Origin of the sequence: Xanthomonas sp. (genome assembly GCF_017163755.1) — a bacterium.
Lineage (GTDB): Bacteria > Pseudomonadota > Gammaproteobacteria > Xanthomonadales > Xanthomonadaceae > Xanthomonas_A.
Genome location: NZ_JAFIWC010000009.1, coordinates 14,788 through 28,509 on the forward strand (window position 1 = coordinate 14,788; position 13,722 = coordinate 28,509).

9 protein-coding genes, 1 tRNA gene and 1 pseudogene are annotated in these 13,722 nt (G+C 67.2%); 7 read left to right on the forward strand and 4 right to left on the reverse strand.

The genetic code is table 11. The features are described from left to right. Nucleotides 1-63: 63 nt before the first annotated feature. Entirely contained in the window at nt 64-1,923 is a 1,860-nt protein-coding gene (gene rpoD, locus JR065_RS07725; protein WP_206233452.1) for an RNA polymerase sigma factor RpoD, read from the forward strand. Between the two features lie 676 nt (nt 1,924-2,599). Here the strand turns inward: rpoD and JR065_RS07730 are convergent. The 3 genes from JR065_RS07730 to JR065_RS07740 all read right to left on the reverse strand — a co-directional run bounded on the left by JR065_RS07730 (nt 2,600) and on the right by JR065_RS07740 (nt 6,322). Then, nucleotides 2,600-3,886, reverse strand: a complete 1,287-nt coding sequence (locus tag JR065_RS07730; RefSeq protein ID WP_206233453.1) for an AGE family epimerase/isomerase — start codon at nt 3,884-3,886, stop codon at nt 2,600-2,602. An 88-nt stretch (nt 3,887-3,974) separates the two neighbouring features. Beyond that, the gene (locus JR065_RS07735; protein ID WP_206233454.1) at nt 3,975-5,279 is read right to left on the reverse strand and encodes a sugar MFS transporter; all 1,305 of its coding nucleotides are present in this window, start codon (nt 5,277-5,279) and stop codon (nt 3,975-3,977) included. Further along, nucleotides 5,276-6,322: a substrate-binding domain-containing protein gene (locus JR065_RS07740; RefSeq protein ID WP_206233455.1), complete on the reverse strand. Its 1,047-nt coding sequence runs from the start codon at nt 6,320-6,322 to the stop codon at nt 5,276-5,278. The genes JR065_RS07735 and JR065_RS07740 overlap by 4 nt, the downstream gene beginning before the upstream one ends. A gap of 129 nt (nt 6,323-6,451) precedes the next feature. Between JR065_RS07740 and JR065_RS07745 the strand changes: the two genes are divergently transcribed. The 4 genes and pseudogenes from JR065_RS07745 to JR065_RS21865 form a co-directional block, all read left to right on the forward strand. After that, nucleotides 6,452-8,827 carry a GH92 family glycosyl hydrolase gene (locus JR065_RS07745; protein ID WP_206233456.1) on the forward strand — a complete coding sequence of 792 codons (2,376 nt, stop codon included), beginning with the start codon at nt 6,452-6,454 and terminating at the stop codon, nt 8,825-8,827. A 57-nt stretch (nt 8,828-8,884) separates the two neighbouring features. Next, nucleotides 8,885-8,960, forward strand: a tRNA-Ile gene (locus JR065_RS07750). 666 nt (nt 8,961-9,626) lie between these two features. Next, on the forward strand, nt 9,627-10,250 hold the full coding sequence (locus tag JR065_RS07755) for a DUF4166 domain-containing protein (protein WP_343237256.1): 624 nt from the start codon (nt 9,627-9,629) through the stop codon (nt 10,248-10,250). Next, a pseudogene (locus JR065_RS21865) lies at nt 10,228-10,393 on the forward strand (response regulator); the annotation flags it as partial. The gene JR065_RS07755 and the pseudogene JR065_RS21865, both read left to right, overlap by 23 nt. A gap of 377 nt (nt 10,394-10,770) precedes the next feature. On the opposite strand, the gene JR065_RS07760 reads toward JR065_RS21865, so the two are convergent. Beyond that, entirely contained in the window at nt 10,771-11,241 is a 471-nt protein-coding gene (locus tag JR065_RS07760) for a hypothetical protein (protein ID WP_206233458.1), read from the reverse strand. An 850-nt stretch (nt 11,242-12,091) separates the two neighbouring features. On the opposite strand from JR065_RS07760, the gene JR065_RS07765 reads away from it, so the two are divergent. Then, nucleotides 12,092-12,586 (forward strand): RNA polymerase sigma factor, encoded by a 495-nt coding sequence (locus tag JR065_RS07765; protein WP_206233459.1) that lies wholly within the window; start codon nt 12,092-12,094, stop codon nt 12,584-12,586. A gap of 85 nt (nt 12,587-12,671) precedes the next feature. After that, the gene (locus tag JR065_RS07770) at nt 12,672-13,649 is read left to right on the forward strand and encodes a FecR family protein (RefSeq protein ID WP_206233461.1); all 978 of its coding nucleotides are present in this window, start codon (nt 12,672-12,674) and stop codon (nt 13,647-13,649) included. Nucleotides 13,650-13,722: the final 73 nt, after the last annotated feature.

A 13,722-nucleotide genomic window follows, 5' to 3' on the forward strand; every position in this document is an offset into this window, starting at 1 on the left:
CGGTCCGGGCTGTTATAATGCTAGGTTCTCTCATTCATCTACCTGCCGGTGGCGCGAGCACTCATGGCCAACGAACGTCCTGCCCAGCAATCCGACATCAAGCAACTGATCAGCAAGGGCCTGGAACAGGGCTATCTGACCTACGCCGAAGTCAACGACCACCTTCCCGACGACCTCGTCGATCCCGAACAGATCGAAGACATCATCGGCATGATCAACGGCATGGGCATCGACGTCCATGAAGTTGCCCCCGACGCCGAAACCCTGCTGCTCAACGACGGCAACACCGGCAACCGCGAGGTCGACGACACCGCGGCCGAAGAGGCCGCCGCGGCGCTGACCGCGCTCGACACCGAAGGCGGCCGCACCACCGACCCGGTGCGCATGTACATGCGCGAGATGGGCACGGTGGAGCTGCTGACCCGCGAGGGCGAGATCGCCATCGCCAAGCGCATCGAGGAAGGCCTCAGCCAGGTCCAGGCCGCGCTCGGCGCGTTCCCGCTGGCGGTGGAGACCCTGCTCGAGGACTACGAGCAGCACAAGGAAGGCAAGAAGCGCCTGGCCGAGATCGTGGTCGGCTTCAACGACCTGATCGAGGAAGAGCCGGCGCCGGTCGTGGTCGCCAGCGACGACGACACCGCCGCCGATGCCGATGCCGACGACGACGACGAGGAAGTCGAAGCCGCCGAAGAGGAAGCCGGCCCGACCGGCCCGGATCCGGCCGAGGTCGCGCGGCGCATGGAAGTGCTGGCCACCGAATACGCCAAGTTCAAGAAGGCGCACGCCAAGAACGGCGCCGAGCACAAGCTGGTCACCAAGCTGCGCAACGACATCGCCGAGGTGTTCGTCACCTTGAAGCTGCCGCTGCCGCTGACCGACGTGCTGGTGCGCAAGCTGCGCGACACCATGGCCCAGGTCAAGGACCACGAGCGCCGCGTGCTGCACCTGGCCACCCACGTGGCGCGCATGCCGCGCAAGGATTTCATCCGCTCCTGGGAAGGCAACCAGACCAACGTGGCCTGGGTCGACGACGCACTGAAGCGCAAGCAGAAGTGGTCCTCGGCGCTGCGCGACGTCAAGGACCAGATCGTCGCCGAGCAGGAAGCCACCGTGGCGGTGGAGCGGGCGACCTACCTGAGCCTGGCCGAGCTGAAGGAAATCAGCCGGGCGATGGCCTATGGCGAAGCCAAGGCGCGCAAGGCCAAGAAGGAAATGGTCGAGGCCAACCTGCGCCTGGTGATCTCCATCGCCAAGAAGTACACCAACCGCGGCCTGCAGTTCCTGGACCTGATCCAGGAGGGCAACATCGGCCTGATGAAGGCGGTGGACAAGTTCGAGTACCGTCGCGGCTACAAGTTCTCCACGTATGCGACCTGGTGGATCCGCCAGGCCATCACCCGTTCGATCGCCGACCAGGCGCGCACCATCCGCATCCCGGTGCACATGATCGAGACGATCAACAAGTTGAACCGCATTTCCCGGCAGATGCTCCAGCAGTACGGCCGCGAGGCCACCCCGGAGGAGCTGGCCAAGGAAATGGACATGCCCGAGGACAAGATCCGCAAGGTGATGAAGATCGCCAAGGAGCCGATCTCGATGGAAACCCCGATCGGCGACGACGAGGATTCGCATCTGGGCGACTTCATCGAGGACACCAACGTGGAGTCCCCGATCGAGAACACCACCAACATCAACCTGTCCGAGACCGTGCGCGACGTGTTGGCCGGCCTCACCCCGCGGGAAGCCAAGGTGCTGCGCATGCGCTTCGGCATCGACATGAACACCGACCACACCCTCGAGGAAGTCGGCAAGCAGTTCGACGTCACCCGCGAGCGGATCCGCCAGATAGAGGCCAAGGCGCTGCGCAAGCTGCGTCATCCCAGCCGCTCCGAACAGCTGCGCAGCTTCCTCGACATCGACTGATCGAGCGCGGTTCGCGGCAACGAAGAAGCCCCGCCATGTGCGGGGCTTCTTCGTGGGCGCAGGCGTGGGCCAGGTGGTGCGGTGCGGATAGCGGCGGCCGATGTGGCGATGCGGCCCGGCGCAGCCGGCCAACCCTTGTGGGAGCGACTTCAGTCGCGACGCGGCTCTACCGGGAAGGCCCGTCGCGACTGAAGTCGCTCCCACAGTGCACCTATGCCCCTACACCAACGCGCGGCTGCTGCGCATCACCGCCAGCAGCTCCTCGACGCTGATCGAGCGCGGTTCGCGGCAACGAAGAAGCCCCGCAAGTGCGGAGCTTTTTAGTGGGCGAACACCGTGCCGTGGCCGCGATCGGACAGTGCTGCGCGCGACCCACCCCTGTAGGAGCGAGGCCGGTGTGCCGTATCGCCCTACGCGAACGCGCGGCTGCTGCGCATCGCCGCCAGCGAGTCCCGAGCGCGGTTCGCGGCAACGAAAAAGCCCCGCCATGTGCGGGGCTTTTGTTGCCGCGGCGTCGGTCGTGTTGCGGACAGTGCCGCTGGATGCTGCAGCCTAGCGCTGCCTGTCCGTAGCCAGCCAAGCCACTGTGGGAGCGACTTCAGTCGCGACGGGCTTTCCTAGTAACGCCTCGTCGCGACTGAAGTCGCTCCCACCAACGCATCTCCGCGCCTCTGCCCTAAGCGAACGCCCGGCTGCCGCGCATCACCGCCAGCACGTCGTGGCAGGCGCCCATGGTGTGGTAGTCGGTCTTGCCGGCCGGGCTCTTCTCGTCGCTGTAGCTGCGGTTGTCGCGGCTGAGGATGCGGAACCAGGCGCCGTAGCGGTGGTCGACCAGGTGCTCCCACGAATACGCCCACAGCCTGTCGTAGGCGGCGCGGTAGGCCGTATCGCCGGTCGCCGCCAGCAGCCGCGCGGCGGCGGCGATCGCTTCGGCCTGCACCCAGAAGTACTTGTCGTCGTCGCAGAAGTAGGTCGGACCCTGCGCCACGTCGGGCACGCCGACCACCGGCTCGGCTTCGGTGCCGGAGGCGAAGCCGTAGACGATGCCGCCGTGCTGCGCGTCCCAGCCATGCGCCAGCGCGGTGTCGAACAGGTGGCGCGCGGTCGGCAGCAGCCAGTCCGGCGCGCTGCCGGAGGCGGCCTGCAGATGCCCGTGCAGCAGCACCAGCAGCTTCGACCACTCCACCTGGTGGCCGGGCTGGAAGCCCCATGGCCGGAACAGGTCCTTGGGGTTGTCGCGGTTGTAGTCCCAGTCCACCTGCCAGTTGGCGTCGTAGTGCTCCCATACCAGGCCGCCGGCCAGCGCCGCCTGGCGGCGGGTGATGTGGTCGGCGAGCAGCAGCGCGCGCTGCAGGTAGCGCGCCTGGCCGCTGGCCTCGTACGCGGCGATCAGCGCCTCGCACAGGTGCATGTTGGCGTTCTGCCCGCGGTAGCCGGAGAACTGCCAGTCGGGCGTGGCCTCGTCGCGGTACAGGCCGGCGGCGGCGTCCCAGTAGCGGGTCTCCAGCAGCTGCCAGGTCTCGTCCATCCACGCGTCGGTGTCCAGGCCGGCCTTCTTCGCGGTGGCGTAGGCCAGCATCACGAACGCCGCGCCATAGGCATGCTGGGTGCGGTCTTCCGCCGCGCCGTCGCGCAGCGTCCATACGTAGCCGCCGCTGGCCGCGTCGCGGTGCGCCTCGCGCAGGTAGCGCAGGCCGTGGCGCGCGGCGTCCAGGTACTCGGCGGCCAGCGGCGAATCGGCGAACTCGTTGGCGGCCATCGCGTAGTTGAAGACGAATCGGGTGCTGCTGACCAGGTGGCGGTGGCCGGCGTCGTACACGCTGCCGTCGTCGCGGAAATAGTGGAAGAAGCCGCCGGACGGGTCGATCGCGCGCGGATGGTAGAAGGCCATGGTGTCGGCGATATGCGCGCGCAGCACGGCGGCGTCGGCGAAGTCGGGCAGAGGCGTGGAGGGCAGATTCATGCGGTCGCTTGCAAGCCTAGGGAAGGGGAAGGGGGAGGAACGGCCACGCGCAGGCGGCGGCAGCGCGCCGCCGCGCCTGCGCCGCGGATCAATGCATCGCGCGCGCCACCGGCGCGGCGCCCGGCGCGTCGGCCGGCAGGTTGGACGACAGCCGCGAGCCGCGCACGCCGTACCAGAGGATGTAGGCGTAGCACAGCAGCGGGATCACGAACGCGTGCTGGATGCCGACCGTGTCGGCCAGCGCGCCCTGCAGCAGCGGGATGATCGCGCCGCCGACGATGCCCATGATCAGCAGGCTCGACGCCTTGCTGGTCAGCGGCCCCAGGCGCTCGATCGCCACGGTGAAGATGGTCGGGAACATGATCGAGTTGAACAGGCCGATCGCGATCACGCTCCACATCGCCACATGGCCGGTGCTGATCATGGTCACGATCAGCAGCAGCGAGGCGACCCCGGCGAAGGCGGCCAGCAGCCGGCGCGCCGGGATCACCTGCAGCAACGCGGCGCCGGCGAAACGCCCGACCATCGCCCCGCCCCAGTAGAACGCCAGGTAGCGGCTGGCGGTGGCTTCGCTCAGGCCGCCGGTGGTCGGGCCGGAGATGTAGTTGATCAGGAAGCTGCCGATCGACACTTCCGCGCCCACGTACATGAAGATCGCCACCACGCCCCACAGCAGGTGCGGCTGGCGCAACGCGTCGGCGAAGCTGTGGTGCGACTCGACCGAATCGCCGGCGTCCTCGCGCAGCGACGGGATGCGCATCACCAGCACGAACACCGCCAGCAGCAGCAAGCCGCCGGCCAGCAGCAGGTACGGCACCTGCACCGACTGCGCCTGCGCGCTGCGGTAGGCGGCCTGCTCGAGCGCGCCCATCGCCGCGATCTTGTCGGCCGACAGCACCGCGCCGGCCAGGATCAGCGGGCCGATCAGCAGCGGGAAAATGGTGGTGCCCAGCGAGTTCAGCGCCTGGGCGAAGTTCAGCCGGCTCGGCGCGGTGTCCGGATTGCCGATCAGGCTGATGTACGGGTTGGCCGCCACCTGCAGCAGGGTGATGCCGCTGGCCAGCACGAACAGCGCGGTCAGGAACAGCGGATACGACGGCAGCCGCGCCGCCGGGTAGAACATCGCCGCGCCGATCGCCGCCACCACCAGGCCGATGACGATGCTGCTCTTGTAGCCCACCCGCGACACCACCGCGCCGGCCGGCAGCGACATCAGGAAGTACGCGCCGAAGAAGGTGAACTGGATCAGCATCGACTGCGCGTAGTTCATCTGGAACACGGCTTTCAGGTGCGGGATCAGCACGTCGTTGAGGCTGGTCAGCCCGCCCCAGGTGAAGAAGATCATGCTGACCACCGCGATGGCGGCGGTGTTGGACAGCGGGCGACGACTCATGCGGCAACTCCGGGGACGGGCGATAGGACGACACGGCTGCTGGCACGCAGGCACAGCTGCGCCGGGGCGATGGTAAGCGGTGGAAGCGGCTGCTGCTGGCGCACGGCGGCCAGCACCAGCCGCGCGGCCTGCATGCCGCGCTCGCGCGGGGCGACGGCGACGGTGGACAGCGGCGGGGTGGCGACGGCGGCCTCGGGGATGTCGTCGAAACCGACCAGCGCGTAGTCGTGGCCGGCGTAGCGGCCGCGTTCGGCCAGGCCGCTGGCCAGGCCCAGCGCGACCACGTCGTTGTAGCAGACCAGCGCGGTGGGCACCGGGTCGCGCGCGAACAGCGCGCCGGCCTGGCGCGCCGCTTCCAGCCGCGTCGGCGCGCATTCGATCAGCCACGCCGGGTCCGGCGCGATGCCGGCCGCTTGCAGCGCGTCGCGGTAGCCTTCGCGGCGCTCGTCGCAGGAACTGGAAGTGCGGTGCCCGCCGAAGAAGGCGATCGCGCGGTGGCCCTGCGCCAGCAGGTGTTCGGTGGCCAGGCGCGCGCCGCGGCGGTTGTCCAGCGCCAGCAACGGCCAATCGTTGCCCAGCGCGCGGTTGAACAGCAGCACCGGCAACGCGCCGAGCAACTGGCGCAGCCGCGACGGATCGCTGTTCTCGGTCGGCGACAGGATCATCGCCGCCGGCTGGTGCTCGATCAGCGACGCCAGCACGGTCTGCTGCCGCTCCGGCGACTCGCCGGTGCTGCCGATCAGCATCACGTAGCCGGCCTCGGCCAGCGCCGCGTCGACGCCGCCGGCGAACTCGGCGAAGAACGGGTTGGACAGGTCGTTGACCACCAGCGCCACCGCGTTGGACGCGCGCCCGCGCAGGCTGGCCGCGCCGCGGTGGTACACGTAGCCCTGGCGCGCGATCTCCGCCGCCACCCGCGCGCGCGTGTCCGCATGCACCAGCGGGCTGTTGCGCAGCACCAGCGACACGGTCGCCCGCGACACGCCGCAGGCGGCGGCGATGTCGGACACGGTGACGCGTTTGTCGGCGGGGGGCGACGGCACGACGATTTAGACCGGTTCAAAAGGCCACCCATCCTGCGCCGTCACGCCCTGCGGCGCATTTTGCAGTGCAGCAAAGCCTGTGGCCAAATTTGTGTTATCGATTTGGATCGATTCGGTCGGGGAACTCAGATGCGGACAACCTGGATGCGGCGCGCCACGGCACTGCTGGCGATGACCCTCAGCCTGGCCGCCCACGCGGCGCCTGCGGGCGACAGCGCAGGCGCGCGCGCGGTGGCGGCGGTGGACCCGTTCATCGGCACCGGCGGCGAAGGCCACACCTACCCCGGCGCCACGGTGCCGTTCGGCATGGTGCAGCTGAGCCCGGACACGCGCATCCAGCCGCGCAAGGATGCCTACGACTGGGCCGCCGGCTACCGCTACGACGACCGCAGCCTGGTCGGCTTCTCGCACACGCATTTCTCCGGCACCGGCCACTCGGACCTGGGCGACGTGCTGCTGATGCCGATCAGCGGCGCGGTGCGGCTGGAGCGCGGCGACCCGGACAAGCCCGGTAGCGGCTACAGCTCGCGCTTCCGCCACGACGACGAACGCGCCGAACCGGGCTACTACGCGGTGACCCTGGACGACTACAAGGTGCGCGCCGAACTCACCGCCAGCGCCCGCGCCGGCGTGCACCGCTACACCTTCCCCAAGGGCCAGCCGGCGCACGTGCTGCTGGACCTGCGCACCAGCATGTACGACTACCCCGGCAAGATCAGCTGGTCGCGGCTGCGCCTGCGCGCCGACGGCACCGTCACCGGCTTCCGCGAGACCCGCGGCTGGGCGCCGGGCCGGCAGCTGTACTTCGCCATGCGCTTCTCGCAGCCGCTGCGCGGCCACGCCTTCCACAACACCGAACAGGACATCCCCTACAAGGGCTTCCCGCCGCCAGGCGAGAAGGACCCCACGCAGCGCGCGCAGATCGAGGGGCGGCAGCTGGTGGGCAGCTTTGACTTCGGCGACGCCTCGCGCGAGCCGCTGCTGGTGAAGGTGTCGATCTCGCCGGTCAGCGAGGACAGCGCCATCGCCAACCTCGACGCCGAAGTGCCTGGCTGGGACTTCGACGGCGTGCGCCGCGCCGCGAGCGCGCAATGGGCGCAGGCGCTGGCCGCGGTGGACGTGGAGGCGCCGGCCGCGCAGCGCACCCAGTTCTACACCGCGCTATACCACAGCCTGCTCGGCCCCACGCTGTTCATGGACAGCGACGGCCGCTACCGCGGCCCGGACAACGCCGTGCACCAGGCGCAGGGGTTCACCAACTATTCGACGTTCTCGCTGTGGGACACCTACCGCGCGCTGCACCCGCTGCTGACCCTGGTGCAACCGCCGCAGCGCACCAACGACTTCGTCAACTCGCTGCTCGCGCATCGCCAGCACAACCCCTACGGCGTGTTGCCGGTGTGGTCGTTCCAGGGCCTGGAGACCTGGTGCATGATCGGCTACCACGCCGTGCCGGTGATCGCCGACGCCTACATGAAGGGCATCCGCGGCTACGACACCGACGCCGCGCTCGAGGCGATGGTGGCCAGCGCCAACTACGGCCCCTACGACGGCATCGCCCAATACCGCGAACTGGGCTACGTGCCCATCGACGAGGAAGGCGAGGCCGCGTCCAAGACCCTGGAATACGCGTTCGACGACTGGACCATCTCGCGCATGGCGCAATCGATGGGCCGCAGCGACGTGGCCAGCGAGTTCGCCAAGCGTGCCGGCAACTGGCGTCACGCCTTCGACGCCAAGACCGGCTTCATGCGCGCGCACAAGCGCGACGGCAGCTTCCGCGAACCGTTCGACCCCAGCGCCAGCGGCTACGGCAGCGACTACACCGAAGGCAACGCCTGGCAGTACTCCTGGTACGTGCCGCAGGACGTGGCCGGCCTGGCCCAGGCGCATGGCGGCGCGGACAGGCTGCTGGCGCGGCTGGACCAGGTGTTCGACGCCAAGGTGGACCCGTCGGTGTTCGAGCACATGGAGGACATCACCGGGCTGATCGGCTGGTACGCCCACGGCAACGAGCCCAGCCACCACGTCGCCTACCTGTACGCCTACGCCGGCCAGCCGTGGCGCACCCAGGCCCGGCTCGGGCAGATCATGCGCAGCCAGTACGCCGCGCGCCCCGACGGCCTGGCCGGCAACGACGACCTGGGGCAGATGTCGGCCTGGTACGTGTTCACCGCGCTGGGCTTCTACCCGGTGGCGCCGGGCAGCAACCAGTACATCATCGGCCGCCCGTTCCTCAAGCGCGCCACGCTCAACCTGCCCAACGGCAAGCGCTTCACCGTCGTCGCCGACGGCCTGGACGACGCCCACCCCTACATCGGCAGCGCCACCCTCAACGGCCAGCCGCTGCAGCGCGCGTTCCTGCGCCACGAGGAGATCATGGCCGGCGGCGAACTGCGCTTCACCCTGCAGGCCGAGCCGAACAAGACGTGGGCCGCGGGCGACGGCGCGCAGCGGGCGTATTCGATGAGCGACGCCGGGCAGGGCGCGCAGAAGGGCGAGTAGTCGCGACCCGCCCAGTGGCCCGTGCCGTGGCTGTCCACTACACTGTGCGGCCGCAGCGGGCCTATAGCTCAACGGTTAGAGCAGAGGACTCATAATCCTTTGGTTCCAGGTTCGAATCCTGGTGGGCCCACCACTCCTTACGGAAGTGCGGTTATCTCCCCCCAGGCTGAGAAAACCCCTTATTTTCGAGGGTTTTCGTGAAGAGTCCGTGGTTTCGGAGAGCCGGCGAAAAACGCCGTTTGGCGATATTTTAGCCAGTCAGTTCTCTCTCTTCTCCCTACCTGTGGTCTCGGAACCAAAGGCCCGAAAATTCGGTCCTTACGAATCAACGGGTTAGCCGTGGACTTTTTTGCGAGTGTTTTGCGATCAACAGGTCAACCAGAACGCAAAACCCGCTCTCCGAAACCACAGGTGCGGCGAACGGAGAGTGATCGGTGTCGACGCCGAGTTGTAGAGACAATGCGCTGGATTCCGGGTGCTTCGTCGCTGGCCTGTGGACGGAGCGAACGTCCACGCCCCTTGGGGCGAGAATTTCGCCGAATCTTCCATGTCTTCCCTTGCTGTAGGCTGGAAACCAGGGGCTTGGTTTTGCAAGCCTTGCGGATCAGTCAGTTACACGCGGACTGTTCTATGGGTTTCATGGCGATCAACCTGTCGGCCAGGATTCCAACCCGGCACCACAGGCGGGTTGCCTGTCGAGGATTGACGATTGGTCCACTCCAATAAAACAACCGCCCGAAATGCGCCGATCGTGGGGCATCCATCTGAGCGCGTGGCGCGTGAGCCCATCTTCCAGGAGGTGCTCGGCGAGGATTGGAACCGTCTCGGCGAGGTCATCCGGCGCCATTACTTCCTGCGCGCTTTCAGCGACGACTCCATCTGCGTCAAGGGCCGCATGCGCGAGGTTTGGCACAGCGCGATCGCCAAGTGCCTGATTCCGGCCGCGCGAATATTCGGTGCGCTGGTGCCTTATCGCGGGACGGACGTGCCGATCGAGGTCCACTACAACGCCAGGCCCGACAGCGGCGCTCTGCATTGGGACCGCGTGTTCCATTTCGCCGGACGTCCGCCGTTCCATTTCCTCTCGCACATGGAGCATGTCGGCGGCAACGGCGTGATCGAATTCATCCGCTTCGGGGTGGGCATGCGGCTGAAAGTGACCACCGAGGACGGCGCGCTGGTGTTTCGCGACGAGGGCTATGTCTGGCGGATGTTCGGCGTCGATGTGCCTTTGCCGTTGGGGCTGCTGCTCGGCCGCGCCTATATCGAGGAGCGGCCGGTGGACGACGAACGCTTCAGCATGCGCATGACGCTGACCCATCGGCTGTTCGGTGAGCTGTTCCGTTACAGTGGCGGCTTTACGCTCGGCGACGTCGAGCCGGGTTCCGGGGCTGGCGAGATCAGGTATCCGACGGTCTATTGACGTGCCTGTCATCATGGTGACGGCTATCGGTGATGAGTCTGACAAACTCGGCGCCTTGCGCTATGGCGCAAATGACTACGTCGTCAAGCCATACAGCCCCAAAGAAGTATTAGCCCGTATCCACGCGGTCTTGCGTCGAACCCTCCAGCGCGACGATCCAGTCCCCCTGTTTTGCAACATGAAGGACTCCGTGGGTCTGGAGGCTCGAACGGCGACGATCAGTGACCCCAGTGGTCTGCCGAGGTCACTAGACCTGACACCCACTGAATTCGCACTGCTAGTCAAACTGCTGAAGAGGCCATTCAAGGCCTGTCATGCATCGTACGGCTGCTCTTGTTCAGGCATTAGGCGAGGGAAGTCCCCGCGAGTTCTGCACAACATCGGTTGGGGAGGAATGTGCTCTTCGGTTGATTGGGAACGTCCGCTCGGCGCAGGCGGTGTGGGCCACGCCCACGGTGGGGGACCACAAGGACGCATCGAGCGTTGGCAGCGCACCGCAGAGCTGCGGCATCGCACCTGGTTATGTGGGCGATGTATCCGTTGTACTTCGCCAAACCATTGCAACGAGCCAAAAAGAGAATAGCTGCGCCATTTCTACAACTGTACTCTCGCATCTCACCTCTGCCTTGCGAGTGAGTGGATGCTCTGGCTCGATAGTGCCAACTACCGTGCCCCCAATGAATATGTGGTAGTCCCTGGTCAGGAAGGTTTGTGGCTTCAGCAGGAACGTAGCTCCGTCGCAGACAAGATCGAACGAGCGCCCCCGAACGCCGCGTTTTTTGGCGGCGGCGACTGCGCTCCCGTCGCGCTCAAGCGTCCACCGCGCGTTGACCCATCCATCCTTTCGGACGTTATACATGTTGCCCTCCCATGCGATGGCGCCCTGATCGGAAAACGGTTCGAGTGTCAGTTGTGCGTTTCCAGAGGTCAGGCCCGAGACCGAATAGTTCCAGGAGAACACCGACAGCGGCGTGCATTTCAGCATCGGCATCGGACTCCACTCGACGCGGGACGTTCCAGACTGTCGAGTCGAGACCGGGCTGCGGTCTCAGCATCGTTCAGTCTGGATTCGACCGAGCCGTTCGCCGTCTGCGACGCACCAGTGGCGCCGGTTGCGCCAGTTCCGTTTGCGTTGCCGGCATTGCCGGAGGCGCCTGAAGGACCATCCACCGCCATAATTTTCACTCCTGTGAAGATGGGGGAGCTGGCGCCATCGATCACGCCGGTTCTCCGAACCCAAGATTATGAGCGTGACTTGCCTACCTGGGGCAATCCCAGGGCTACGAAACGAGCTGAGCGGATCTTGATGCCGACGAGATCCACAGAAATGGACTCGGATCCATTCTTGCAACCAGCTCTATCTGACAGGTCGGCGCTTCGAATGGCGCATGTCCCGCCCGGGTCGACATCCGCGTTCTACTTCTTAAGCGGGGCACGCCGGCAGGGTCCATCGGCGGATGGGAACTCGATGGCAGTGACAGAGGCAGGCGATGGAGCAGCTGCGGAATGCGAAAGACAAAGCAGCGGTTGACGGACATCGGCGAGAGATTCTTAGCCGGCTCCGTCCGCCATTGCGATGTCGCTTCCAGTGGCCACGTTTTGATCCATGCGCTGAAGGTCGGTTGACGACCCCTCGGCCCAAGCGGACGTTTTGATGGACAACGGTGGCGTGGTCAGTGAGCAGCTATCACTCCACCGATCCGGGACTGGACCGCGGCGCCAGGAGCAAGCAGCCGCACCCCGAGCGGCCGGCCCGCCCATCGCGGACGGGGTAGAATCGTTGGGAAGGACCGTGCCCGCCATCCCGCCCAACTCAACGGTCCGGCTTCCAGGACGTCGTCATGTCCCCCAACGCCGCCGCATTGGTCGATCTGCTGATCCGCGAGCGCACTGCCTTGTTCCGATTCCTTGGCCGCTACCTTGACCCGGCCGCGTCCGAGGACACGCTGCAGAACATGTACTTGAAGGCCTGCGCCGTCCCCGGGGACCCGCCGATCGCCGACGTACGCGGGTATCTCTACCGCATGGCCTACCACCATGCGCTCAATCGCAGCCAGGCCGAGGCACGCGAGCGCAGGCAGCTGGTCGCCGCCATCGACCTGGGCGAGTTGCCCGGTGTCGACGGCGAGGACGTCGGCATCGCCCAGGCGCAGTTGCGCGAGATCGGCCAGACCATCCTCAGCCTGCCCGAGCCCGTCCGCCGCGCCTTCGTGCTCAACCGCTATCTCGGCCTGTCCGAGCGCGAGATCGCCGCGCGGATGGGTATTTCCAAGACGCTTGTCGCGCGCCACGTGCTGCGCGCGGCCCTGCTCATCCAGCGCCATCATGGCCGCTGAACCCGAAAAGGAGTGTGGGCAATGCCCGCTCTCCAACTGTCTATGAAAGTAGTGCCATTGATCGGCCGCCCATCGGACCCCGCCCATGAGCCAATCGCCATTGCCGTCGCCGCGTCATGCCAGGCAAGCCCTGCGGTGGATCCTCCGCCAGGGTTCGGGCGAATTCACCGAGCGCGACCGGCTGAAGCTGTCCGCATGGCTGGAGGCGGACCGGCGCCACCGCATCGCCTACGAGCAGCAGCAGGTCTTCTGGCGAACGGTGGACCAGGCGCGGCCGATGGTGTTGGCGGCGTTGCCGGACCTGGCCGAGCAGGCCGCCGCGCCTGCTGCATGTCGCCCGCGCCGCCGCCGCTGGCCTGCACCGGCGCTGGCGGTGGCGGCCGCGCTCGTGCTGGCGGTCCTGCTCGCGCCATATGGATGGCTGGTCGTACGCAGCGACCTGCGCGCCACGGCACAGCCGCAGACATTCGTCCTGGAAGACGGAAGCGAGGTCGCCCTGGATGCCGATAGCGCCATCGCCCTGCAGTTCACCGGGGACCGGCGCCAGGTCCGATTGCTGCGCGGTCGGGCGTGGTTCCAGGTCGCGCACGAGGCGCGTCCTTTCCGGGTGTCCGCGCTGGGAGGCGAGGTCCGCGATATCGGGACGGCTTTCACGGTGGCGCTGGATGCCGACCAGGTGACGACTTCCGTCAGCGAGGGACGGGTGGCGGTGGCCGCCATCGCGGGCGGCAGCGAAGTGCAACTGCGCCAGGGCCAGCAGCTCCGGTACCGGAAGGGCGGCCCGTGGCTGTCGTCGCCGCAACCGGTCGCGATGGCCGATGTCGCGCCGTGGCGGCAAGGCGAGATCCTGCTCGACGCCGTGCCGGCCAAGGAAGCGATCGCCCGCATCGCCCGCTATCGGCCAGGGCCGGTCTGGGTCCTTGGCGGACCCGGCGAACCCATCACCGCGACGTTCCATACCCGCACCGCGGACGAAGCCATCGGTGCGGTGGCCGACCAAGCCGGCATGGCGGTACGCGCACTGCCGGGCGGTGCGTTGTTGCTGACGCCGCGACGGCGCTAGCGACGTTGCAGCCGCTGCGTCCTTGATCCGGGCAGCCATGCGCGCCGGCGCCTCGGCTCAAGAAGTTGGCTTA